The sequence below is a fragment of the Solibaculum mannosilyticum genome, assembly GCF_015140235.1.
Lineage (GTDB): Bacteria > Bacillota > Clostridia > Oscillospirales > Acutalibacteraceae > Solibaculum > Solibaculum mannosilyticum.
Window position 1 is genome coordinate 2506747 of the sequence record NZ_AP023321.1, and the last position, 23254, is coordinate 2530000.

A 23254-nucleotide genomic window follows, 5' to 3' on the forward strand; every position below is an offset into this window, starting at 1 on the left:
GGCTGGCACAAGACACCGCCCCAGCGGCTCACGATTGAATCCATAATCCTTATTTATTTGTATGGGGGTATCGTATCATAAACGGAAAGGAGCGTATCCCAATGAAAATCCTCTTTGTTTGTACCGGCAACACCTGCCGTAGTCCCATGGCGGCGGCCATAGCCGAACAAAAATTATCCCAGGCCGGTCGGGATGATATCCAGGTAGACAGTGCTGGTCTGGCAGTATTCGGCGCTGATCCGGCGGCATCCAATGCCATAGAAGCCATGGCGGGAATGGGCGTCGATTTAAAGGCTCATCGATCCCGTGCTCTGCGTTTCGACGAGCTCCCCTCTACCGATTGGTTTGTAGCCATGACCCCCTCCCATGCCGCTGCTCTTAGCTCGGCCGGTGTGTCCCCCGACCGTATCTATGTACTTAATGTCCCCGATCCCTTCGGCGGCAACTTGGAGGTCTATCGCCAATCCAGGGATCAAATCAGCACGGCGGTGGATCGGTTCCTGAAAGAGGTGCTCTCCTGTGACTGACGGCCGTTCTCCTTCAGAGGGCAGCTTATATATAGTCCCCATGTCGGAGGCTGATATTCCTCATTTGACCAAATTGGAAGCCATTTGCTTCTCCTCTCCATGGAGCGAACAGGGACTTCGGGATGAGCTCTACAATCCCAATGCCGTCTTTCTAGTGGCCAAACGTGAAGAAAGCATCCTGGGATACCTGGGATTTTACCATATCCTAGATCAGGGAGATATCGCCAATGTGGCGGTGTTCCCGGAGGCACGGCGTTTGGGTGTGGCCTCCTCCCTTTTGAGGGCTGCTGTGGACTATGCCCATTCCCACGGTATCTGCCGCATGACATTGGAGGTGCGTCCCTCCAACATTCCCGCCCTCAAGCTCTACGAAGCCTTTGGTTTTGTGGAAGTGGGACGGCGGCGGCGATTTTACGTCAAGCCCGATGAGGATGCCCTCATTTTGGCCCGTGAATTCTCATCCACGTGATGTTTTCTCTTTATCCTAGTACAAACCGTTCCACGTGAAACTCAAGGCAAAATCTTCTCCTTTGTGGGACAATAAAAATTCACCCTGCCCTTCTCTGATAAGAAGGACTTAAGGGATACAAAAGGACGTGTGATCGTTTATGCACCTGTTAGCCATTGAATCCTCCTGCGATGAGACGGCCGCTGCTGTAGTGGACGACGGCCGAAAAATTTTGTCGTCGGTGGTGGCCTCCCAGGTGGAGGAACATAAATTATACGGTGGCGTGGTTCCGGAGATCGCTTCCCGACGTCATGTGGAATCCATCTCGGGAGTGGTCCGTCAGGCCCTGGAGGAGGCCGATCTCTCTCTCGACCAGATTGATGCCATAGCTGTCACCTATGCCCCGGGTCTTATAGGCGCTTTACTGGTGGGCGTCAATTTCGCCAAGGGATTGGCTTTGGCTGCCGGCAAGCCCTTGGTACCGGTCCATCATCTTCGGTCTCACATTGCCGCCAATTATCTAGCCCATCCGGATCTTGAACCTCCCTTTTTGGCTCTGGTAGCCTCGGGCGGGCACAGTCATATCATTGAGGTAAAGGATTACACAGCCTTCCACGTCTTGGGCCGCACAAGGGATGACGCCGCCGGCGAGGCCTTTGACAAAGCCGCCCGTTCCATGGGACTTCCCTATCCGGGCGGGGTTCATATGGATAAGGTCTCCCAGCACGGTAATGCCGACGCTTTCCACTTCCCTCATCCCAAAGTCGACGGCGCCCCATACGATTTCTCTTTTTCCGGACTCAAGACATCGGTCATTAACATGATCCATAACGCAGGTCAAAAAGGGGAAGAGCTCCCTCTGTCCGATCTGGCTGCCTCCTTCCAGAAGGCAGTGGTGGACGTTCTGTGCGATCGTGTGATGAAGGCTGCCGGTGATACCGGCGCCAAACGCATTGTACTGGCGGGCGGTGTTTCCGCCAATTCCCGACTGCGCAGCGAGATGCAGAAGTTATGTGAACAAAAGGGCCTCCCCTTATTCTTGCCGCCTCTCAATCTATGTGGTGACAACGCCGCTATGGTAGGGTCTCAAGGGTACTACGAATACCTGGCCGGACACTTAGCCGGACCTGATTTAAATGCCACAGCCAATATGTCCATTGATCAGATAAAAATCGGACGTTTGGCTTAATGAAAGTGAAATGTTCCCTTTGTTTGTCTCTTTTGATTCATAACATCCAGGTCAATCCTTCGACAAAATAGGCAACATCACAAAAATGCAAAGGCGGGCAGGAATCGTTAGAAAATTCACAGTTTCGTCCTTGCATCCACCTGGAAACCATAGTATAATGATAGCAAATCGGATTTTTAGAGAGGAGATTTGACTATGGCACTCACAACCAATCCCCATGTCCTGAAGTGGATTGACGAAAGCATCGCCTTAGTAAAACCGGACAAGGTAGTCTGGATCGACGGCTCTGAGGAACAGCTCAACGAGCTGCGCGAGCAGGCTATGGCTACCGGCGAAATGATAAAGCTCAACGAGGAGAAGCTCCCCGGCTGCTTCCTGCACCGCACTGCCATCAATGACGTTGCCCGTGTGGAAGGTCGTACCTTTATTTGCTCCCGCAAAGAAGAAGACGCTGGTCCTACCAACAACTGGATGGATCCCAAGGAAGCTTATGAAAAGGTTGGCAAGCTGTATGACGGCGCTATGAAAGGCCGTACCGCTTACATCATCCCCTATTCCATGGGCCCCATCGGTTCCCCCTTCTCCAAGGCCGGCGTTGAAATTACCGACTCCATCTATGTCGTGCTCAACATGGCCATCATGACCCGTATGGGCAAGGATGTCTTTACCGCCCTGGGCGACAGCAATGACTTCGTCCGCGGCCTGCATGCAAAAGCTGACCTGGATGAAGAGAATCGCTACATCCTCCACTTCCCGGAGGACAACACCATTTGGTCCATCAACTCCGGTTACGGCGGAAACGTTCTTCTGGGCAAGAAGTGCTTCGCTCTGCGTATCGCTTCCTACCAGGGTAAGAACGAGGGCTGGATGGCTGAACATATGCTCATCCTGGGCCTGGAGAATCCTCAGGGCGAAGTCAAATACGTCGCCGCTGCATTCCCGTCGGCCTGCGGTAAGACCAATCTGGCCATGCTGATCCCGCCGGAAGTTTACCGCAACAAGGGCTATAAAGTCTGGTGCGTGGGCGACGACATCGCTTGGCTACGCATCGGTCCTGACGGCCGTCTCTGGGCTGTCAACCCCGAAAACGGCTTCTTCGGCGTTGCCCCCGGCACCAACGAGAAGTCCAATCCCAACGCTCTGGCTTCCACCCGTCAGGGTACCATCTTCACCAACGTTGTCCACAACCTGGACGACAACACCGTTTGGTGGGAAGGTCTGGATAAGAATCCGCCTCGCAACGCTCTCAACTGGAAGGGCGAGAAATGGGACGGCGCTACCGCTACTGAAAAGGGCGCTCATCCCAACAGCCGCTTCACTGCTCCGGCTAAGAACTGCCCCTGCGTCAGCCCTGAATTCGACTCCTCCACTGGTGTGCCGATCTCGGCTATCATCTTTGGCGGCCGTCGTGCTAAGACCGCTCCCCTGGTTTACCAGTCCCGCGACTGGGATAACGGCGTATTCGTAGGTTCCATCATGGCCTCCGAGACCACCGCTGCCGCTACCGGCGCGGTGGGTGTTGTCCGCCGTGACCCGATGGCTATGCTGCCCTTCTGCGGTTACCATATGGGCGACTACTTCCAGCACTGGATTGACATGGGTAAGAAACTGGGCGACAAGGCTCCCAAGATCTTCAACGTCAACTGGTTCCGCACCGACGATGAAGGCAACTTCATCTGGCCGGGATTTGGCGACAACATGCGCGTCCTCGACTGGATCATCAAACGCACTGAGAATCAGGCCGATGCTCAGGAAACTGCCATCGGTTACGTTCCCAAGGCTGAGGACATCAACCTGGATGGTCTTGACTTCTCCATCGATACCCTCAAGGGCATCCTGGAAGTCGACAAGGATCTGTGGACTCAGGAAGCCGAAGGCATCACCGAATTCTACAAAAAGTTCGGCGATCATCTGCCCAAGGAACTGGCCAATCAGCTGGATATCCTCAAAGCCAACCTCAAGAAATAAGTTTGGTTTTTCTTTCCCCCTGCCGATGATCCGGCAGGGGGATTTTTTCTTTTACATCTTGATTCTTACAGCTTATAAATTTAATATGTATCTATACAGCATTTTATAGGTACATGGTAAATAACACTAAAAATTTATTTTGAGGTTTTTATATGGCTATTAAAAGTTTATCCATTCGCATTGATGACAAAATGCTCCATAAGCTGCATGTAGTTGCCGACTATGAAGGTCGCAGTGCAAACAGTGAAATCCTTATCCTGATCCGGGATGCAATTGAGAAATACGAAGAAAAGTATGGTGAAATCAAAATCAGCTGAAAGTGAACCATTCCCCATAAGGAAGAGGCGCCTCTTAGGAGGCGCCTCTTCCTTCTAATATCCCTTATCATTTTTACCTTTTATTTGGCTCTCCACTCCATCTCCCATTCCAGTTGACCGGTGGAATTGTCCTTTCTCTCCTCTACCATGGAGAATCCTTCCCGCCGGTAGAACGAAACTGCACGCCTATTTTCTACATAGACCGCCAAACGCAAGCGGCTGTGTTCCCTTTTGGCTTCTTCCATCAGTTCATGGCCAATGCCCTGGCCCCGTCTTTCCTTGTCCACAAACAGGCCGGCAATCCATTCTCCGCTGTACCCTAAGAAGGCTACAATGTCATCTTCCTCTGTCCAGGCCAATATCTTCGACTGCGGCACAGCTTCCCTCACTTCTTCCCAGTGGCGTTCCCAATAGGACGGATCCACAAAAGGATGCGCCTGTTTATTGCCCGACAGCCAAATTTCCATAACCCGATCCAATGTCTTATCCGTCCAATGGGTGACGTTCATAACCATACAGGTTACTCCTCCTCTAAGGGAATGGATTTTACAATGCGGCCTCCGCCCAATACCAAGTCTCCACGATAAAAGACGGCAGCCTGTCCCGGCGTCACCGCACGGATAGGGGCGTCAAACAGGACCTGTACCTTATTGTCATCCAGAGGAACTAGACGTGCCGGTGTCAGGCGGGACTGATACCGCACCATGACTTCCACTTTCATCTCCTCCTGCGGCCAATCGAAGGGAATAAAATTCACCCCATCGGCCATCAGACCGGTAAAGTACTCTTTCCCCCCTTCCACCAGCACTACCTGGTTTTTTTCCGGGTCGATGGTGCGCACATACATGGGCCTGCCAAACGCTATCCCCAATCCTTTGCGCTGGCCCACAGTATAATGCAAAATCCCCTTGTGCTGGCCTAGCACATTCCCCTTTTCATCCACAAAATCTCCGGGCGGCGTCGTTTTCCCCGCGTAGTCCCGGATAAAGCTGGCATAATCATCATCGGGGATGAAACAGATTTCCTGACTATCCGGCTTATGGGCCACAGGCAGGCGGTACCTTTCAGCCAGACGACGGATCTCTTCCTTTTCGTAAGTGCAAAGAGGAAGCACTGTATGGGCAAGCTGATTTTGGGTAAGATGATAGAGCACATAACTCTGATCTTTTCCAGCTGGCGACCTCTTTAACAGATAACGTCCGTCCTTTTTCTCAATCGAAGCGTAATGGCCTGTGGCAATCCTGTTGTATCCGAGTTCCCGGGCCTTTTCCAGCATGGCTCCGAATTTGATTGTCCGGTTGCACGCCACACAGGGATTTGGCGTACGGCCATGGAGATATTCCTCCACAAAATAGTCGATGACGTTTTGGGCAAATGGTCTTGTCAAATCCACCACATAGTGGGGGATCCCTAATTCATCGGCCACACGGCGGGCATCCTCAGCTTCATGGGACCAGCCGGCCATACAGCCGTACTCCGGTTTCAGCTTGAGCGTCATGCCCGCCACATCGTACCCTTGTTGAAGCAGGAGAGCTGCGGCTACAGAGCTATCCACTCCTCCGCTCATGCCCACCATCACCTTTTCCGCCATCACGTCTCCCCCTTCGAGCCCCCATGGTCGGCTCATTTTTTGCTATGATACCACAGGTCAAATGACTTGTCCAGCTTACTCCACTTCCTCACCATCCAGCAGCATAAGCACCCGGGCATACTTGCTGCGCGGTTCAGGACAAAGCCCATACTTCTGTGCCAGATATTGCCCCAGATGGTTTATCTGCTGTTCTGTGCCCTCTAAAAGCTCTAATTCCAGCTCGCGGATGGAAGATCGTCTATTATCAGCACACAGATGTCCTTGATCTAAACACATCTCAGCCCGCATTCCCTTCCACTGTAAGGCGGCCCCATAACGTATAAAGTCGGTGCGTCCCATCTCCCGGACGCCGAATTGCTTTAAAAGATCTAAAATAGGAATCAGATGCTCCGTACTGTCGCCGCTTTGAACCTCTCCTTGAAGGAAGGAATCCGGATTGGGAAGCTCATTCTCCTGCATTACATTCCATTCCAAGCGGTGGGACATCGCCCCTTTTTCTTCCTCCCCGCGGCTTTTGATGGTGGCCACATACTGATTCCCCTCCAGGCGCACGCGGTAGGCGGCCCCTATCCGGCGCAGATGTCCTTCAGGGGTATCATAATAGACGGCCAACATCCGTTTCTCCCACGGCGGTTGTTCCATCATACCGGCCAGCTCGGACGAATGTTTTAACCTATCCCACTTCACATTGCCCTCCACTTTATATTTTAATTCAATCTCCATGTCTTTTTCATCCTTTCAGGTTATGATTTTCAGTCCTTTCGTCACAAGAAATTTTATCATTCCTCTACCTATATTAATATAGGTAGCTCCCCTATGCTTTTCTGCATTCCAAAAGGTAGCATAAATCGGACGGGTTATGACTGCCATCCATTGATACAAATTCCCATATTTCGTCATATTGCCATTTCTTAACGGAGGTTTTGCTCATTCGTCTTTGAATTATTGACATTGGTTGTGAATTCTAATATCATTAAAAGGAAATACTTTATTTTAGTATTGTGTCCGGGCAGCCATCTGCGCCCGGCCTTCTTTATGAATATTATATCACGGATAACTGGGTATTTCCTAGGGCTACCTGAAAAACCAAGGAGGATCATCATGTACGAACAGAATACTTCTGCAACGCCTAGCCCCACCACCCTGCGCTATTTCCGACAGCTTAAAAAATCTTGGTGGATTCCTACCATCTTATTGGTAATCTTTGCAGTGGCGGGCTTCCTGTTTGCCCAACTGACTTATAAGCCAACCTATTCTTCCATCGGTTCCTTCTGGTTGCAAATTTACAGTACCAATGAAAACGATCAGACCAAACTGGTGATGAGCGATATCCAGGCCGCTACCGGTTTGGCCCAGACTTACCAGTACTTTCTGACCGGCGCCGATACCATCGATTATGTGCTGGAAGAAAGCGGCTTGGATCTCAACCCCTCTCAGGTTAAGAAGATGGTATCCATCAGCCAGGCCACCGGCAGCGTGCTGGAGCTGAAGGTCACTGCCTCCGATCCGGAAACAGCTTATCGTCTGGCTGTGGCCTATATGGGCGCCATTGATATTGTGGTAAACCCAAAAGATGATTCCTCCGGATCAGGTACGGCCTTTGTCAACTCCGTGCAGAAGATCCAGCCCCGTATGCCCCAGGGCCCCAATACCGATTATAAAAAGATTTTGTACCCGGCGGCCGGCGCCCTGTTGGGATTGGCTGTCGGCCTGTTCCTGGTCTGGGTCCTGACCCGTGTCTCCCACACCATCCAGAGTGAAGACGATGTTTATGACTTCCTCCCGGTCAAACTGTTTGCCTCCATCCCCACCATCGGATCCAGAAGCCGTTCCCGGAAGGGCAATTCCAGCTTGCTGATCTCTCCCCGGTCGGACTTCTCTTACGTGGAAGCCTACAAAAGCCTGCGCGTCCGTGTGGAGAGCCTTGCCGCCGAACGGGGTTATAAGAAATTTATCGTCACCAGCACCTTGGCCGATGAAGGTAAATCCACAGTGGCGGCTAATTTGGCCATCGCTTTGGCTCAGAAGGGCAAAAAAGTTCTTTTGATAGACGTTGACCTCCGCCGCCCCACACAGCACAACCTGTTCCAGCAGACAACTTACCGCAACAAGGGCCTGTCCGATATCCTGACCGGTTCCGTTTACCCTATGGACGCCATCCATCACAATGAAAAATACGGCGTCTATATCCTCTACAGCGGCAAGCCTACCGATCAGGCTTCTGAATTGCTTGGCAACGATCTGATGAACGAATTCTTTAAGATTGTGGAACCCAACTTCGATTTTATCATCATCGATACCCCGCCTGCTCATGTAGTATCCGACGCCATGACCATCCGACGCTTTGTCGACGCCACCATCCTGGTTGTCCGGCAGGACTTCACCCCTGCCAGTACCATCCGCCACACCCTGGAGGATCTGGATTCTGAAGAAACTCCTGTGATCGGCTGTGTGTTCAACGGTGTGGCCCGTCCCAACCGTCTGCTGGGATACGGCCGATACAGCTCCTATTATTACGACTACAGAGAGTCGGATTCATCCCAATCCCAGAGTTCGAAAAAGAAACAGCGCATTACCCGCAATGGGTAACCATCTGCATCCAGGGAGGATCCGACCATGGTAAAAATGGCTTTTTTCCACGACCATCCTATGATTCGGGATGAGGAGGGCAATCACTATGCCCTTAACCTGCCCTATACCCTGTGGAGGGATCGGTATCTGCCTTGTTTTGACCGCATTACGGTGGTATGCCGGCTCAAGGACAGTTCTACTATGACTCCAGCTCAGAAAAAAGGGTACAGCCGTGCAGACGGCCCTCATGTGACAATCCGTCCGGCCGTCGCCTATCACAGTCCCCCAGACGCTGTCACGCATCACAAAGAGATCGTACAGCATATCCGGGAAGTCTTGTCGGAGGCCGACTGCGCCGTCATCCGCATGCCAAGCGTCATCGGCGCTTTGGCCTGCCGGGAAGCCATCCGCATGGGAAAACCCTGGGCACTGGAGGAAGTCGCCTGCGCTTGGGATTCCCTGTGGAATTACGGACGCTTGTCCGGTAAGCTCTTTGCCCCTGTTTTATTCCTCATCAACCGGCATTATGCGAAAAAAGCTCCGCGGGTGGTGTATGTCACCCAGAATTTCTTACAGGGACGCTATCCTTCCCGCGGTATCCAAACCGGCGTTTCCAATGTATTTATCAACGCTCCCGGTCCGGAGGTTCTGGAAAAGCGTCTTAAACGCATCCAGAACGGTCCTTCTCCCCTTCAGTTTGGCCTCATGGGGTCGCTGGACGTCAAGTTTAAAGGACATGAGACAGCTTTAAAAGCTCTGGGATCCATAAAGGATAAACTTCCTCCCTTTCAGCTTCGATTTCTGGGAGGCGGCGATCCCCAGCAATGGAAACCCTTGGTTCAGTCACTGGGGCTGTCGGATCGGGTGATATTCTGCGGCACCCTGCCGGCAGGCGAAGCTGTTTTAAATTGGATGGATGAAACCGATATCTTCCTGTGCCCCAGCCTTCAGGAGGGACTTCCTCGAGGACTTGTTGAAGCCATGAGCAGAGGTTGTCCGTCTTTAGGCGCTGTCACAGGCGGCATCCCGGAGCTCCTGGGAGACGCTTATCTTCATTCTAAAAAGGATTGGCGTAAACTGGCGGGTCAAATTGTCCGCCTGACCCAGCATCCGGAGGAAATGCAGCAGTGTGCTCGGGACAATTTTGCTGTGGCTTCTACTTTTTCAAAAGAAGTGCTGGATCAGAAACGTTTTGCTTTCTGGAAAGCATACGCGCAAGAGGTGGAACAAAGTCTCGCAAAATAAAATGGCATGTCTCTAAAATATGAATGTATCAGCCGTCAGGTAGAACCTGGCGGCTTTCTTACGCCCAAGTTTTCCACAGGGAACTCACAATCTGTGGAAAACTTGGGCGATTTTTCGCACAGTGCAAATAAAAAACCTTTCACATTCTGTTTTTCTTCTCGCCAGAACGCGGCTGGGTGCGGCTGAGGAACGGATACTATCCGCGGCGACAGGAATATTTGGCTTTTTCTTTGCCAACAATAGGGGTATCTATTATCTTTCCAGGAGGTCTCCCTCTATGATGTTTCGTACCGATTTGGCCGTGGAATGCCGGGAACTGGCGGGAAAATCCCTGCCGGCCGGTGTCAGCTACCACGAAGAAATAAGAGAAGATATCAAAACCATCTCCATGCATATCCAAGACGATCAAGGCAGCCATGCCCTTGGAAAGCCTAAAGGACACTATATTACAGTCGAAACTCCTCCCTTCTCGGAAGCCGGCGAGGATATCGATGCACGTCTGACAGCCGTATCCCAAGCCCTCTCCTCCCTTTTGCCCAAAGACGGTTGTATCCTCGTGGTGGGACTGGGCAATTCCGCCATTACGCCTGATGCCCTCGGTCCCCGCACAGCTTCCAGGATCCTGGCCACCCGTCATTTAAAAGGGGAATTCGTCCGCGCCGCCGGGCTGGACGGCCTTCGCTCTGTAGCGGTACTTTCCCCCGGCGTATTGGGCCAGACAGGCATGGAGACCGGTGAATTGCTTGCCGGCATTGTACAGCACATCCACCCTTCAGCCGTGATCGCTGTGGACGCGCTGGCCTCCCGCAGTCTGGACCGGTTGGGATGTACTGTTCAGCTGTCCGATACCGGCATTACCCCTGGCGCCGGCGTGGGCAATCGCCGCGCACTCATTAATCAGGAGTCTTTGGGAGTGCCTGTCATCGCTATGGGCGTTCCCACGGTAGTGGATGCCCTCACTTTGGCCGCTGATCTGACTCACCCTATGCCGGACGATGAACCCACTATCCGCAAAAAAATCGAACCTCAGGGACGGGGGATGGTGGTCACGCCCAAGGAAATCGATCTCCTTATCGATCGGGCGGCTTTTCTGTTATCCCTTTCCATCAACGCCGCCTTACAGCCCACGCTCTCCCCTCAGGACCTTCTGTCTCTGGTCTCCTGAAGGGGTCGTACCACTGGGTAAAAAAGCAAAAATGTATTTTGTGTTTTATATTTATCTATGCCACAATATATAGTATCAAAATTGTTATTTGCTTCGCTGAATCACAAAGTACACTGCCTAGACCGCTTGATAAGCCCCTTGTTTTGTGCAAGTTTTCATGCATAAATAGCAAGTTGCACAAAGTAAAATGACATTTTTTTACACCTTAAAAAATCAAACTTCCTCATATTGGGCGTTACAAAAGAGTGAAAAAATAGTTACAAACAGGTTACAAGTTGCATTTTATACAACTTATCTTTTATTTTCGCCTCATTTCTTATGCGTTTCTACAAGAAAGCATCAAAGCTTGGAAACAAATGTTTCAAACACATGTTCACTACCGGATCTTCCAAAAAACAGGATAACACGCCTTGAAAGCCCCGTCCGGTTTGTATGGAATGACCAAATCAGGCCGTCTGACGCGGTTTGACAGCCGCCTCTCTCCGGCATTATAATAGGCGAGGCCAAGTTCAGAGGGCCTATTTCTTTTGATTTCGTTGCTACTGTGGCTCACCTGGAGCCAATCTTTTTTGAGTAAGGGGTAATCGACATGACAGACAAGAAACGTGTAACAGAGCGGATGTCTAAGATCCTAAAGAGCCGGATGTCTGCCGTTATTGTTCTCGCGACTGCTTGTGCCGCTGTCTTTATTCTAGCAGCTTACAATGTACAGACCGTCACGATTTTTGACGGTAACAATTCTCATTCCATCGCCACCACCAATCAGGATACCGATGCTGTGCTGGAGCTGGCGGGTGTGTCTGTCTCCGACAAGGACTATGTAGACAGCCGCGATACCAACACCGGCGACCGCGAGATCACCATCCTGCGCGCCAACGAAGTTCCTTCTTCCCCGGTCAACGCCGTGACTGCCGATGCCAAATCGGTGAGCGTCTCTTATTACGGCATGCTGGCTGAGTACGGCAGCGGCGACGAGACCGACGATACGGTGGAGTATAGAACCATCGAAGTGGAAAAAGAGATCCCCTTTGAGCAGGTGGAGCGCACCAGCGATTCCCTCCCCAAGGGCACCCGTAAGCTGGAGACCAGCGGTCAGAACGGCGTAGCTGCCACTGTCTATAAGCAGAAGATCGTCGGCGGCCGTGTGGTAGAGTCGATCCTGGAAGGCGATGTGGTCAAGCAGGAGCCTGTAGATGAGGTCACTTTGGTGGGCACTTATGTGTACACCCCTGTCACCACCAGTTCCACTGTCTCCCAGCTGGACGCTTCCTCCGTGGCTCTGGATGCCAACGGTATGCCTATCTCGTACAAGAAGATTATCACCGGTTCAGCCACGGCTTACAACGGCCCCGGTAAGTTTACCGCCAGCGGCCGTCCCGCTATGAAGGGACATGTTGCAGTTGACCCCCGTGAGATCCCCTATGGCACCCGGCTTTACATCGTGTCAGCCGATGGTAAATTCAACTACGGCTATTGCATCGCTGCAGATACCGGCGGGTTTATCTACAACAGCGATACGGTGGTAGACCTGTTCTTCGACACCTATGCGGAATGCGCCCAATTCGGCCGCCGCGACGTAATTATTTACGTCCTGTAAGGGCAGTCCGAAAATCAGGAAAGACAAGATCTGTTTCTCCTAAAAAATAAGATATCTCGGAATGGATAAAAAAATCTAGAGCGATGGGTAGTGTTTCCCATCGCTCTTTTTGTTTGAAAATTTTGATAAGAGGCCGTGCAACGTCATACGAAAAATCAGAGCCTGTCTGGCGGATGGATTGACATCAGAACCCGATCTGCCGCGTCAAATCTTTAAGCGTGGCCGCTGACTGCTGCAGCGCCTTCTTCTCCTTTTGATCCAGTTTGACTTCAAGTACATGGGATGCACCGCTGCGGTCCACCACTGTGGGGGCACTGAGACATACATCCTCAATGCCGTACTCTCCGTGGAAGAGACTGGATACCGTCAAAATGGAACGTTCATCCCGAAGGATGGCTTCCACAATGCGGCTGACTGCCAGGGCAATGGCATAATAAGTGGCTCCCTTTTTGAGTATAATGTCATAAGCGGCATTTTTTGTCTCCTCATACAGCTCCTGTTTGCCTACGCCGCGGATGTCACAGCGTTTGCACTGGTCGCAAAATTCTTTGACGTCCACACCGGCTACACTTGTCAGGCTCCAGGCCGCCAATTCGGAATCGCCGTGTTCCCCCATGATATAGGTATGGACGTTGCGGGGATCCACGTTGACACGCTCGCTGATGAGAAATTTTAGACGGGCGGTATCCAACACCGTGCCTGATCCGATGACTCTATTGTAGGGCAGTCCCGACAGCTTACAGGTGATGGTGGTAAGAATGTCCACAGGGTTGGTGACAATCAGCCAAATGGTGTTATCCCCGCTGTAGGGCTTCAGTTGTCCGACAATGTCACGGAAAATCTGTGCATTCCGTTTGAGCAGATCGATGCGGCTCTCCCCCGGCTTCTGACTGACGCCGGCGGTGATAATGATGATATCCGACCCTTTTACTGCACTGTAGTCCCCGGCCGTCACCTTGACCGGTGATAAAAAACTCATGCCGTGATTCATATCCATAGCGTCGCTTTCTGCCTTTTCCCGGTCCAAATCCACCAGTACGATCTCCGACGCCAATCCGTTGATCATCAGGGTATAGGCGGTGGTGGATCCCACAAATCCCGCCCCGATGATTGAAATTTTTCCTTTGATCAATGGTTTCACCTCCCCATGTTCATTGTTTGTGGCTATGTCACGTTTTATCCTTGGCAAATTGTTATCTTGGCAAGAAACACTTGACTTTTCTCTTTTATCAATGGTATAGTATTCTCAATCAATATGGATAGATTTATCTTTTATTCGAGGCTTGATTCAGGGAATTTTTACCAATTTATCTTTGGGGAGGAACTTGTATGTTTTTTGTCGGTATTGCTCTATTGCTGATCAGCTTGGTGCTGGCCATAGGGTCCCAGGTGATGCTGGCCCTCTGCATCTATAACGATGCCAAAGCCCGCGGCGATCAGAACGCCGTCCTATTCGCCGTATTGTCAGGCGTGCTGGGGGTTATCCCGGCCATTATTTATCTGGTCCTGCGCTCCAATTCCGGCCCTGATACCGCTCTGATGTGCCCCAACTGCGGCGTCGTGCTTCCCCAAGGTGCTTCCCATTGCCCCAGCTGCGGTATGCCCCATCCCAAAGCCCGTATCATCCCTCCGGATGCTAACGTCCGTTCCAAACGGGCCAAGGGCCTGTTGATTGGTTGGATTGTATCCCTTGTATTATCCATTGTGTTGATTGTCGTAAGCGTTGTATTTATGGGAATGGGTGCTTTCTCTTTGGCCCAAGATTATAATTCCAACTCTTATCATTACTCGTATAACTATAACGATTCTCTGGACCGTTATCTTAATGATTACTACTATTGATCATGGCTTCTCAACCTGTGCAACGCCTGAGTCCGGGGTTGCACAGGTTTTTTTATGTCAGATCCGCTTTTGGTTTGTCACTATTTTTTCCAGCCCACTCCTTGATTTTTACAAAACGCCTTGCTATAATGGAGTAAATTTTATTTACTCCCCTGGTGGGATAAGAAATGAGGTATACATTATGCTAGCCGTCTCTCATCTGACCAAACGGTATTCTTCCGCATTGGCCAACGCTGATATTTCTTTTGTCGTCCAGCCGGGCGAGGTGTCTGTCCTGCTGGGACCCAACGGCGCCGGCAAATCCACTGCCGTCAAGTGCATTGTGGGACTTCTCCGCTTTGAGGGGGAGATCACGGTGTGCGGCCATCCTAACAAATCGCTGGAGGCCAAACGGGTGCTGGGATATGTGCCGGAAATGCCGGCCCTTTATGAACTCCTTACAGTGGAAGAACATCTGGAATTCATCGCCCGTGCCTATGAGCTCAAAGACTGGAAGCCATGGGCTCAGACGCTGATGGACCGTTTCGAGCTGACAGACAAAAAGGATAAGCTGGGCAGTGAATTATCCAAAGGCATGCAGCAAAAGGTAAGCATCTGTGCGGCGTTATTGCCGGTACCTAAGGTGATCTTATTTGACGAACCTATGGTGGGCTTGGATCCACACGCCATCAAGGAACTGAAAAAGCTGTTTTTGGAACTCAAACAGGGCGGATGCTCGGTCATTATCTCCACCCATATGCTGGACAGCGTGGATGAATTGTGGGATTCGGCCCACATCATGATGGGCGGACGTATTGCCGCTTCCCGCACAAGGGAGGAAATTGAACGCCAAAATGAGAACTTGGAGGATCTGTTCTTCCAGATCACCGAGGGGGGTTCCAAATGAACGCTCTGGTTTACCTTCCTGTTACTTCTATTAAAAACAGCATCAAACAGTTAAAAAATAAGCCTTCCCGTCTGGTAGGTTATCTGGTGGTGGCCTGTATCTTTGTGATGCTGTTGTTTACCTCTTTCCTCAGCCCGGAACCCGACCGTGAGGATTTCCCTCAGGCAGATATCCATTTGTTCGGTGTTATCGTCATAGCCCTGGGACTTTTGTTCTTTGGCCTTTACGTCTACCAGGGCCTCTCCCGGGGCAGCAGTTTCTTCTCCCTGCCGGACGCTAATCTGTTATTCTGTGCGCCGGTCTCTCCAAAACGCATTCTGGTGTACGGCCTCTTAAAACAGATGGGGGTTACGATCCTGGCCAGTGTCTTTATTGTATTCCAGCTCCCCAATCTGCGCAACTTCTTCGGCTTAGGCGCTGATTCCTTAGTTTATATCTTTATCGGATATGTACTCATGCTGTTTCTGGGCAACCTCTTCTGTATCTGGCTTTACTCCACGGTCAGCCAATCCCCTTCCCGCAAAAAGGTTGTCAAAGTCATCCTGGCAGCTCTGGCGGCGGCAGTTCTGATCTGGTTCGGTGTGGAGGCCGCTTCGACCAAGGATCTCTATGGATCGGTCATCAAGGTATTCGATTCCTTTGCCCTGACCTGTATCCCCATTATGGGGTGGATCAAAGGTTTTATCATGGCGGCTATCGCCGGATCCTGGGTGGAAGCAATCATCTGGCTTGTCTTATCCCTGGCGGGCGGCGGTCTGATGATCCTAGGTGTCCTGCGTTCCGACGCCGACTATTATGAAGATATCCTGCTGTCCACCGAGACCACCTATCAGACCAAGCAGGCCCAAAAAGAGGGCAATCTCAATATGAGTATGGGAAAAGCCAAGGTCCGGAAAGGCGATACCGGCCTCAAAGGCGGAAAGGGCGCTTCTACTCTATTTTACCGCAGGCTCCGGGAAAACCGGAAAAAACATATCCTCTGGATGGACGGCGTCAGTCTCGTCTATCTGGCCATCGCTTTGTTGTTCGGCTTCATTTTCCGGGAGGAAATGCAGGCGGGCGATCTCTTCCCTCCCCTCTTTATTTTAGGCATGTCGGCTTATATGGGCATTATTTTCAGCTGTACCACCGGCTTTGTCAAAGAGATCACCAAGCCCTATATCTACCTGATCCCTCAATCCCCATTTCAGAAACTGTTGTGGTCGGCAGCTTATGACTGTCTCAAACCCTTCGGCGATGCCCTTCTGGTTTACGGCGTGTTAGCGCTGGCGGGCGGATGTCCCCCCCTGACAGCCATATCCTGCGGCTTGACCTTCGGCAGTTTCTCCTCCCTCTATGCCTGCTGCAACATCTTGATGCAGCGCATCTTTGGATCGGGTTCCGGCAAAAGCGCCGCTTCCCGTCTCACCAAGGGCCAGGGCATGCTGTTTTTGCTCTACATGCTGGCTGTAATGATCCTTTTGGTCCCAGGTATTGTAGTGAGCGTTATCGTATCCTTTGCCCTCCCCTCCAGTATCCAGGCCCTGGGTGTTTTGGCCCTGTTCGTATGGAATATGGGGCTTTCGGCAGTGGTACTGGTCCTCAGCCGCAACGTACTGAATAACATGGAATCCTAACAGACATAACCGATCCCATATTTACATATTAGTAGAAACGGAGGACGATCCCTATGTATGATCTTATCCCCTTGGGAAAACGGGCTAAAGAAGCGGCCCGTATCCTAGCCACTGCCTCTACATCTCAGAAAAACAAGGCCCTTCTTTGTGTGGCCGATGCTCTTGTATCCCAGATGGACGGCATTCTCACAGCCAACCGCCAGGATCTGGATGCCGGACGTGAAGCCGGGCTTCGGCCCTCCCTGCTGGACCGGTTGAGCCTCAGCGAAGACCGCATCCGTGGTATGGCGGAAGGTGTGCGCAAAGTGGCCGCCTTGCCCGATCCGGTGGGACAGCAATTGGAAGGCAAGACGCTGGAAAATGGTCTGAAAATGACAAAGATCCGTGTACCTATGGGGGTGATCGGCATCATTTATGAAGCCCGCCCCAATGTTACATCAGATGCCGCCGCACTGTGTATCAAGGCGGGCAATGCCGTCATTTTGCGAGGCGGCAAGGAGGCTTTCCATTCCAATCTAGCCATCTGCCGCGTCATGCGGGATGCTTTTCAGCAGGCCGGATTGCCGCAGGACTGCGTGCAGCTTATCGAGGATACTTCCCGAGAAACTGCCACGGCTTTCATGCGTCTCAACGGCTATTTGGACGTACTGATCCCCAGGGGCGGCGGCGGCCTGATCCGTTCGGTGGTGGAAAATGCCACTGTACCGGTCATTGAAACCGGTGTAGGAAACTGTCATGTGTATGTAGAACATACAGCTGACCTTCACATGGCTACAGATATCATCTTTAACGCCAAAACATCACGGCCTTCGGTATGCAATGCCATTGAAACTGTGCTGGTTGACCGCGAAATTGCCTCCCAGGCCTTACCGATGATCTATGAGAAACTCAAAGAGAAATCGGTAGAAGTGCGGGGATGCCCGGAAACCCTTCAGATTCTCCCCGATGCTGTACCTGCTTCCGAAGAGGATTGGGGAACAGAATATTTGGACTATATTTTATCGGTCAAAGTGGTGGACGGCATCGATGAGGCCATCGACCACATCACACAATACGGCAGCGGCCACAGCGAATGCATCGTGACTTCCAACTATTTTGCCGCCCAGACATTCACCGATCATGTGGATGCAGCGGCGGTATACGTCAATGCTTCCACCCGGTTCACCGACGGCGAACAACTGGGGATGGGGGCTGAAATCGGCATCTCCACCCAAAAATTGCACGCCCGCGGACCCATGGGTCTGCCGGAATTGACCACCTGTAAATTTATCATCCAGGGCTGCGGACAAATCCGCTGACGTCCTGCGGGCGGTGCAACCACAAGGAGGATCCCCTTATGCGCCGCAAACGACGTCCTTTTGCCCGTTCGGCCCATGCCGCTTCCTTTGTCCGTGCCGTAATAGCTGTCCTGTTGGTGACAGGCGGTATCACCCTATTCCTATGGGCAAGAGGTGGGGCCATCTCTTTGGATGAGCAGAAAAAGGCTCAGATGGAGCAGTTCCTATATCCAATCGTCATGGCTGACGCCCCATCTTTTTCCTCTGTCAGCCAACTTCCGGAGGATATGGTGTGCAAGATCAGCTTGCTGTCTTTGCTCATGGAGGACACTGGAAGCGGCAGTCTTACCGATGATCAGGACCGTCGCATCGTCCCTATGGAATTGGTGGAGCAAAAGAGCCATGCCTTATTTGGAGACAGCGTTAAAGTGTCGCCTTCCAGCCTTACCATTGGGGATGTCCAAGCTGAGTACATGGAAACTGACGGTTGTTTCCATGTTCCTGTTACAATCCAGGCCGGCTTCTATACCCCTCAGGTACAGGGTATCCGGGAAGGCGGCGGGAAACAGACCGTTTACATCGGCTATCTCCCGGCCGACGGATGGAGCAAACAAGGCGATCAATGGGTCCCTCCTTCCCCTGTGAAGTTTATGGAAGTGACGTTATCGGGTTCCAAAGATGCCCCTGTCATCCAATCCCTGTCCCAAAGCGGCGGCTTAACAGAATAACAAAAGGGCCATGGGTACGTCTTGTATCCATGGCCCTTTTCCTTATCGTAGTAAAAGAAAAACCGGCGAAGTTTTCCACCGATTCCTCACTTTCTGTTGAAAACTTTTTAGAATTTAAAAATAACACCTACCACAGCAGCTGCAGCTATATAAAGCACCGGATGCCCTTTTCCCTTGAGCAGCAAAGAAGCTATCATCAAAACAGCAAATAAAATCAATGCTTTGACGTCAAACAGGTCTACAACGTTCCAGGAAGCGGTAAATTGATCCAAGGTGAGAATGGACACCTTTACCACTTCAAAGCCAGCAGCGGCGATTAAAGCCGTCACAGTGGGACGCAGGCCATAAAAGGAAGACTGCACCAATTTATTCTCGCTGAACTTACTGAGAAATTTAGCGATGAGTAAAATGATAATAATCGAAGGAAGAACCAACGCTGCTGTAGCCACAATACTTCCCAGAACGCCTCCTGCATGGTATCCGGCGTAGGTGGCCATATTGACGCCGATGGGTCCGGGAGTGGATTCTGAGATGGCAATCATATCGGCCAGCATAGACTGGTCAAACCACTGGGGATATTGATCGGCCATCTCGTAAAGGAACGGAAGCGTTGCTAGTCCTCCGCCGATGGCAAATAACCCGGTCTTAAAGAATTCATAGAAAAGAAGTAAATAGGTCATGCCTTATCTCCCCCTTTCCTTGGTTTTCTCTCCCGCTTGATAAAGATCCCCACCAGCATAGATGCCACAACCAAGATAATGGGCGAAAGATCCAATGCCAAAGTTAAGATCAAAGACACAGCAAAAATAAGGATACCAATCCAGTCTTTGACGCCGGTTTTCCACAATTTCACAATGGCATTGACAATCAGCACCGATACAGCCACACGGATCCCAGCAAAGGCGTGCTGTACCCACTCCAAATGGGCAAAATTACTGATGAAAGCGGCAATGACCATTATGATAATCAGGGAAGGAAATACCACGCCGGCTGTGGCTACAAATCCCCCTAAGACACCCCCATACTTATACCCGATAAAGGTGGCCGTATTGACAGCAATGACGCCAGGCGTACATTGGCCAATGGCAAAATAGTCCATAACCTCTTCGTCCGTGGCCCATTTGTGTTTTTCCACCACTTCCTTTTGAATCATAGGAAGCATGGCGTATCCGCCGCCGAACGTCAGTACCCCTATCCGACAGAAGGTCCAAAACAACGTCCACATGATCTTTCCTCTTTCCTTACCTGACAATTTTCCCATCGTCTTCATCCCTTCGATGTCAAATCAACAATTCTGTATTATGATACCCCATTTTAAAATGGTACACAACCAAATCTATGTAAAATATTAAATTGATATAAAAATAAAAAAAAGAACCTGATCAAATGATCAGGTTCTTTCACTATACCCTAAAAACTGAACAAAGGGGAGACAGAGAAGAGATCAAGGGTGCATTTGGTAGGTCAAGCCCTCGGACGATTAGTACTGCCAAGCTGAACGTGTTACCACGCTTACACATGCAGCCTATCAACCTTGTAGTCTTCAAGGGTCCTTACCAGCTTATGCTGTGGGATATCTTATCTTAGAGCCGGCTTCACGCTTAGATGCTTTCAGCGTTTATCCGATCCGAACATAGCTGCCCAGCTGTGCCACTGGCGTGACAACTGGTGCACCAGAGGTTCGTCCATCCCGGTCCTCTCGTACTAAGGACAGAGCTCTTCAAATATCCTGCGCCCACGACAGATAGGGACCGAACTGTCTCACGACGTTCTGAACCCAGCTCGCGTACCACTTTAATCGGCGAACAGCCGAACCCTTGGGACCGAATTCAGCCCCAGGATGTGATGAGCCGACATCGAGGTGCCAAACCTCCCCGTCGATGTGGACTCTTGGGGGAGATCAGCCTGTTATCCCCAGGGTAGCTTTTATCCGTTGAGCGACGGCATTTCCACTCACATACCGCCGGATCACTAACTCCAACTTTCGTTACTGCTCGGCCCGTCAGCCTCGCAGTTAGGCTCGCTTATGCGTTTGCACTCAGGGGCACGGTTTCCATCCGTGCTGAGCGAACCTTTGAGCGCCTCCGTTACTCTTTTGGAGGCGACCGCCCCAGTCAAACTGCCCACCTGACAATGTCCCCCGGCCGGATTCACGGCCGCAGGTTAGAATTCCAGCACTTTAAGAGCGGTATCCCAAGGTTGACTCCACTAGAGCTGGCGCCCTGGTTTCCAAGTCTCCCGCCTATCCTGTACATAAAATACCGAAACCCAATATCAGGCTACAGTGAAGCTCCATGGGGTCTTCCCGTCTTGTCGCAGGTAACCGGCATCTTCACCGGTACTACAATTTCGCCGGGCAGGTTGTTGAGACAGCGCCCAGATCGTTACACCATTCGTGCGGGTCGGAACTTACCCGACAAGGAATTTCGCTACCTTAGGACCGTTATAGTTACGGCCGCCGTTTACTGGGGCTTCAATTCAGAGCTTGCACTCCTCCTCTTAACCTTCCAGCACCGGGCAGGTGTCAGCCCCTATACTTCATCTTTCGATTTGGCAGAGACCTGTGTTTTTGCTAAACAGTCGCCTGGGCCTATTCTCTGCGGCCCGCTGTTACACGGGCACCCCTTATCCCTAAGTTACGGGGTCAATTTGCCGAGTTCCTTAACAACCTTTCTCCCGTTGGCCTTAGAATCCTCTTCCTGCCTACCTGTGTCGGTTTGCGGTACGGGCGCCTAAGATATCCATATGGCTTTTCTCGCCTCCATCCATCCATGCTTCCCTACTTAATTTCGGTCCCTTACGCCCGGGGCAACCATCGCCCGGGTCATGAACTTCAAGAGTGTCCCCATACTTAAATCTTTTGGCGGCTACGGAATATCCACCGTATGTGCATCGGCTACGCCTTTCGGCCTCACCTTAGCTCCCGGCTAACCTGGAGCGGACGAACCTTCCTCCAGAAACCTTAGGCTTTCGGCCAATATGATTCTCACATATTTCTCGCTACTCATTCCGGCATTCTCTCTTGTGTAAAGTCCACCAGCGCTTCCGCTCTGACTTCACCCCTTACACAACGCTCCTCTACCACTGATACTAATGTATCAATCCCAAGCTTCGGTATTGATTTTAGCCCCGTTAAATTTTCGGCGCAGGGTCACTCGACTAGTGAGCTATTACGCACTCTTTTAATGAGTGGCTGCTTCTAAGCCAACATCCTAGTTGTCTACGCAACCCCACATCCTTTTCCACTTAAACCAATTTTGGGACCTTAGCTGTGGGTCTGGGCTCTTTCCCTTTTGACAATGAAACTTATCTCACACTGTCTGACTCCCATATATGATTATCTGGCATTCTTAGTTTGATAGGGTTCAGTAACCTCTCGGCCCCTAGCCCATTCAGTGCTTTACCTCCAGTAATCTCAATATGAGGCTAGCCCTAAAGCTATTTCGAGGAGAACCAGCTATCTCCGGGTTCGATTGGAATTTCTCCGCTACACACAATTCATCGCCGGCCTTTTCAACGGACGTGCGTTCGGGCCTCCATGGAGTTTTACCTCCACTTCACCCTGATCATGCGTAGGTCACCCGGTTTCGGGTCGAATGCAACTAACTTCATGCGCCCTATTCAGACTCGCTCTCGCTGCGGCTCCAGACCTGAAGTCCTTAACCTTGCTAGTTACACCCACTCGCCGGACCATTCTACAAAAGGTACCTGATCACCCATTGACGGGCTCTCAGTGCTTGTAAGCACAGGGTTTCAGGTTCTATTTCACTCCCCTCCCGGGGTGCTTTTCACCTTTCCTTCACAGTACTATACACTATCGGTCACCAGGTAGTATTTAGGCTTGGAGGGTGGTCCCCCCGTCTTCCCACCGGGTTTCACGTGTCCGGCGGTACTCTGGATACGGCTAGCTGATTTTGTCTTTCGTCTACGGGACTCTCACCCTCTCTGGTTGGCCTTCCCAGACCATTCCACTAGACTCCACCATACATATTGCCGTCCAAACCCCAGAAGTATTGCTACCTCTGGTTTGGCCTCTTCCGCGTTCGCTCGCCACTACTTGCGGAATCTCGGTTGATTTCTCTTCCTCGCCCTACTTAGATGTTTCAGTTCAGGCGGTTCCCTCCGTATACCTATGGATTCAGTATACGGTGACTGGGTATGAACCCAGCCGGGTTGCCCCATTCGGATATCCCCGGATCAATGTCTGCTTACGACTCCCCGAGGCTTTTCGCAGTTAGCTGCGTCCTTCTTCGGCTCCTGGTGCCAAGGCATCCTCCCTGCGCTCTT

General features: G+C 51.4%; 20 protein-coding genes and 1 rRNA gene (1 of these 21 cut by a window edge). 14 read left to right on the forward strand and 7 right to left on the reverse strand.

Annotation, left to right across the window (positions count from 1 at the left end; all coding sequences use genetic code 11):
* Window positions 1–101 precede the first annotated feature (101 nt).
* The 5 genes from C12CBH8_RS11645 to C12CBH8_RS11665 all read left to right on the forward strand — a co-directional run bounded on the left by C12CBH8_RS11645 (window position 102) and on the right by C12CBH8_RS11665 (window position 4449).
* Entirely contained in the window at window positions 102–527 is a 426-nt protein-coding gene (locus C12CBH8_RS11645; protein ID WP_215533283.1) for an arsenate reductase/protein-tyrosine-phosphatase family protein, read from the forward strand.
* Complete coding sequence (gene rimI / locus C12CBH8_RS11650) at window positions 520–996, forward strand: ribosomal protein S18-alanine N-acetyltransferase (RefSeq protein WP_246441582.1); 477 nt, start codon at window positions 520–522, stop codon at window positions 994–996. The genes C12CBH8_RS11645 and rimI overlap by 8 nt, the downstream gene beginning before the upstream one ends.
* Window positions 997–1135: 139 nt before the next feature.
* Window positions 1136–2164 carry a tRNA (adenosine(37)-N6)-threonylcarbamoyltransferase complex transferase subunit TsaD gene (tsaD, locus tag C12CBH8_RS11655; RefSeq protein ID WP_215533284.1) on the forward strand — a complete coding sequence of 343 codons (1029 nt, stop codon included), beginning with the start codon at window positions 1136–1138 and terminating at the stop codon, window positions 2162–2164.
* Window positions 2165–2359: 195 nt separating this feature from the next.
* Entirely contained in the window at window positions 2360–4132 is a 1773-nt protein-coding gene (locus C12CBH8_RS11660; RefSeq protein ID WP_090265585.1) for a phosphoenolpyruvate carboxykinase (GTP), read from the forward strand.
* Window positions 4133–4284: 152 nt separating this feature from the next.
* Window positions 4285–4449, forward strand: a complete 165-nt coding sequence (locus C12CBH8_RS11665; RefSeq protein ID WP_090265587.1) for an Arc family DNA-binding protein — start codon at window positions 4285–4287, stop codon at window positions 4447–4449.
* Between the two features lie 80 nt (window positions 4450–4529).
* Here C12CBH8_RS11665 and C12CBH8_RS11670 read toward each other — a convergent pair whose 3' ends face one another.
* The 3 genes from C12CBH8_RS11670 to C12CBH8_RS11680 all read right to left on the reverse strand — a co-directional run bounded on the left by C12CBH8_RS11670 (window position 4530) and on the right by C12CBH8_RS11680 (window position 6763).
* Complete coding sequence (locus C12CBH8_RS11670; RefSeq protein ID WP_215533285.1) at window positions 4530–4964, reverse strand: GNAT family N-acetyltransferase; 435 nt, start codon at window positions 4962–4964, stop codon at window positions 4530–4532.
* A gap of 5 nt (window positions 4965–4969) precedes the next feature.
* Window positions 4970–6040 (reverse strand): tRNA 2-thiouridine(34) synthase MnmA, encoded by a 1071-nt coding sequence (gene mnmA / locus C12CBH8_RS11675; RefSeq protein WP_215533286.1) that lies wholly within the window; start codon window positions 6038–6040, stop codon window positions 4970–4972.
* Between the two features lie 75 nt (window positions 6041–6115).
* Window positions 6116–6763 (reverse strand): CYTH domain-containing protein, encoded by a 648-nt coding sequence (locus C12CBH8_RS11680; protein ID WP_215533287.1) that lies wholly within the window; start codon window positions 6761–6763, stop codon window positions 6116–6118.
* A gap of 378 nt (window positions 6764–7141) precedes the next feature.
* Between C12CBH8_RS11680 and C12CBH8_RS11685 the strand changes: the two genes are divergently transcribed.
* From C12CBH8_RS11685 to C12CBH8_RS11700, 4 genes are all read left to right on the forward strand, one after another.
* Window positions 7142–8629 carry a tyrosine-protein kinase domain-containing protein gene (locus tag C12CBH8_RS11685; protein WP_171846318.1) on the forward strand — a complete coding sequence of 496 codons (1488 nt, stop codon included), beginning with the start codon at window positions 7142–7144 and terminating at the stop codon, window positions 8627–8629.
* A 27-nt stretch (window positions 8630–8656) separates the two neighbouring features.
* On the forward strand, window positions 8657–9856 hold the full coding sequence (locus tag C12CBH8_RS11690; RefSeq protein WP_090265596.1) for a glycosyltransferase family 4 protein: 1200 nt from the start codon (window positions 8657–8659) through the stop codon (window positions 9854–9856).
* 277 nt (window positions 9857–10133) lie between these two features.
* A complete protein-coding gene (gene gpr, locus C12CBH8_RS11695) occupies window positions 10134–11021 on the forward strand; it encodes a GPR endopeptidase (RefSeq protein WP_099322910.1) in 888 nt (295 codons plus the stop codon).
* 589 nt (window positions 11022–11610) lie between these two features.
* The gene (locus C12CBH8_RS11700) at window positions 11611–12618 is read left to right on the forward strand and encodes a resuscitation-promoting factor (RefSeq protein ID WP_090265600.1); all 1008 of its coding nucleotides are present in this window, start codon (window positions 11611–11613) and stop codon (window positions 12616–12618) included.
* Between the two features lie 184 nt (window positions 12619–12802).
* Here the strand turns inward: C12CBH8_RS11700 and C12CBH8_RS11705 are convergent, their stop codons facing one another.
* Window positions 12803–13750, reverse strand: coding sequence for an L-lactate dehydrogenase (locus C12CBH8_RS11705; protein WP_246441587.1), 948 nt, complete (start codon window positions 13748–13750; stop codon window positions 12803–12805).
* Window positions 13751–13947: 197 nt separating this feature from the next.
* On the opposite strand from C12CBH8_RS11705, the gene C12CBH8_RS11710 reads away from it, so the two are divergent.
* From C12CBH8_RS11710 to C12CBH8_RS11730, 5 genes are all read left to right on the forward strand, one after another.
* Window positions 13948–14460, forward strand: a complete 513-nt coding sequence (locus C12CBH8_RS11710; RefSeq protein ID WP_215533289.1) for a zinc ribbon domain-containing protein — start codon at window positions 13948–13950, stop codon at window positions 14458–14460.
* A gap of 181 nt (window positions 14461–14641) precedes the next feature.
* Window positions 14642–15346, forward strand: coding sequence for an ABC transporter ATP-binding protein (locus C12CBH8_RS11715; protein ID WP_090265609.1), 705 nt, complete (start codon window positions 14642–14644; stop codon window positions 15344–15346).
* Complete coding sequence (locus C12CBH8_RS11720) at window positions 15343–16962, forward strand: putative ABC exporter domain-containing protein (RefSeq protein ID WP_215533290.1); 1620 nt, start codon at window positions 15343–15345, stop codon at window positions 16960–16962. The genes C12CBH8_RS11715 and C12CBH8_RS11720 overlap by 4 nt, the downstream gene beginning before the upstream one ends.
* A 53-nt stretch (window positions 16963–17015) precedes the next feature.
* A complete protein-coding gene (locus C12CBH8_RS11725) occupies window positions 17016–18260 on the forward strand; it encodes a glutamate-5-semialdehyde dehydrogenase (protein ID WP_099322916.1) in 1245 nt (414 codons plus the stop codon).
* Between the two features lie 38 nt (window positions 18261–18298).
* Window positions 18299–18967 (forward strand): hypothetical protein, encoded by a 669-nt coding sequence (locus C12CBH8_RS11730; protein ID WP_090265615.1) that lies wholly within the window; start codon window positions 18299–18301, stop codon window positions 18965–18967.
* A gap of 107 nt (window positions 18968–19074) precedes the next feature.
* Here C12CBH8_RS11730 and C12CBH8_RS11735 read toward each other — a convergent pair whose 3' ends face one another.
* The 3 genes from C12CBH8_RS11735 to C12CBH8_RS11745 all read right to left on the reverse strand — a co-directional run.
* The gene (locus C12CBH8_RS11735; protein WP_215533291.1) at window positions 19075–19647 is read right to left on the reverse strand and encodes a chromate transporter; all 573 of its coding nucleotides are present in this window, start codon (window positions 19645–19647) and stop codon (window positions 19075–19077) included.
* Entirely contained in the window at window positions 19644–20192 is a 549-nt protein-coding gene (locus C12CBH8_RS11740) for a chromate transporter (protein ID WP_215533292.1), read from the reverse strand. Before C12CBH8_RS11740 ends, C12CBH8_RS11735 begins: the two co-directional genes overlap by 4 nt.
* A gap of 235 nt (window positions 20193–20427) precedes the next feature.
* A 23S ribosomal RNA gene (locus tag C12CBH8_RS11745) occupies window positions 20428–23254 on the reverse strand; it runs 12 nt beyond the window's last position.

What these genes read in the sequence shown, in the direction of transcription:
- C12CBH8_RS11735 (WP_215533291.1), bottom strand. Translation starts at nt 19,647, where the DNA reads ATGACCTATTTACTTCTTTTCTATGAATTCTTTAAGACCGGGTTATTT.
- C12CBH8_RS11690 (WP_090265596.1), top strand. Translation starts at nt 8,657, where the DNA reads ATGGTAAAAATGGCTTTTTTCCACGACCATCCTATGATTCGGGATGAG.
- C12CBH8_RS11730 (WP_090265615.1), top strand. Translation starts at nt 18,299, where the DNA reads ATGCGCCGCAAACGACGTCCTTTTGCCCGTTCGGCCCATGCCGCTTCC.
- C12CBH8_RS11680 (WP_215533287.1), bottom strand. Translation starts at nt 6,763, where the DNA reads ATGGAGATTGAATTAAAATATAAAGTGGAGGGCAATGTGAAGTGGGAT.
- C12CBH8_RS11725 (WP_099322916.1), top strand. Translation starts at nt 17,016, where the DNA reads ATGTATGATCTTATCCCCTTGGGAAAACGGGCTAAAGAAGCGGCCCGT.
- C12CBH8_RS11645 (WP_215533283.1), top strand. Translation starts at nt 102, where the DNA reads ATGAAAATCCTCTTTGTTTGTACCGGCAACACCTGCCGTAGTCCCATG.
- C12CBH8_RS11710 (WP_215533289.1), top strand. Translation starts at nt 13,948, where the DNA reads ATGTTTTTTGTCGGTATTGCTCTATTGCTGATCAGCTTGGTGCTGGCC.
- C12CBH8_RS11670 (WP_215533285.1), bottom strand. Translation starts at nt 4,964, where the DNA reads ATGGTTATGAACGTCACCCATTGGACGGATAAGACATTGGATCGGGTT.
- C12CBH8_RS11715 (WP_090265609.1), top strand. Translation starts at nt 14,642, where the DNA reads ATGCTAGCCGTCTCTCATCTGACCAAACGGTATTCTTCCGCATTGGCC.
- C12CBH8_RS11665 (WP_090265587.1), top strand. Translation starts at nt 4,285, where the DNA reads ATGGCTATTAAAAGTTTATCCATTCGCATTGATGACAAAATGCTCCAT.
- C12CBH8_RS11660 (WP_090265585.1), top strand. Translation starts at nt 2,360, where the DNA reads ATGGCACTCACAACCAATCCCCATGTCCTGAAGTGGATTGACGAAAGC.
- C12CBH8_RS11685 (WP_171846318.1), top strand. Translation starts at nt 7,142, where the DNA reads ATGTACGAACAGAATACTTCTGCAACGCCTAGCCCCACCACCCTGCGC.
- C12CBH8_RS11700 (WP_090265600.1), top strand. Translation starts at nt 11,611, where the DNA reads ATGACAGACAAGAAACGTGTAACAGAGCGGATGTCTAAGATCCTAAAG.
- mnmA (WP_215533286.1), bottom strand. Translation starts at nt 6,040, where the DNA reads ATGGCGGAAAAGGTGATGGTGGGCATGAGCGGAGGAGTGGATAGCTCT.
- C12CBH8_RS11720 (WP_215533290.1), top strand. Translation starts at nt 15,343, where the DNA reads ATGAACGCTCTGGTTTACCTTCCTGTTACTTCTATTAAAAACAGCATC.
- C12CBH8_RS11740 (WP_215533292.1), bottom strand. Translation starts at nt 20,192, where the DNA reads ATGTGGACGTTGTTTTGGACCTTCTGTCGGATAGGGGTACTGACGTTC.
- gpr (WP_099322910.1), top strand. Translation starts at nt 10,134, where the DNA reads ATGATGTTTCGTACCGATTTGGCCGTGGAATGCCGGGAACTGGCGGGA.
- tsaD (WP_215533284.1), top strand. Translation starts at nt 1,136, where the DNA reads ATGCACCTGTTAGCCATTGAATCCTCCTGCGATGAGACGGCCGCTGCT.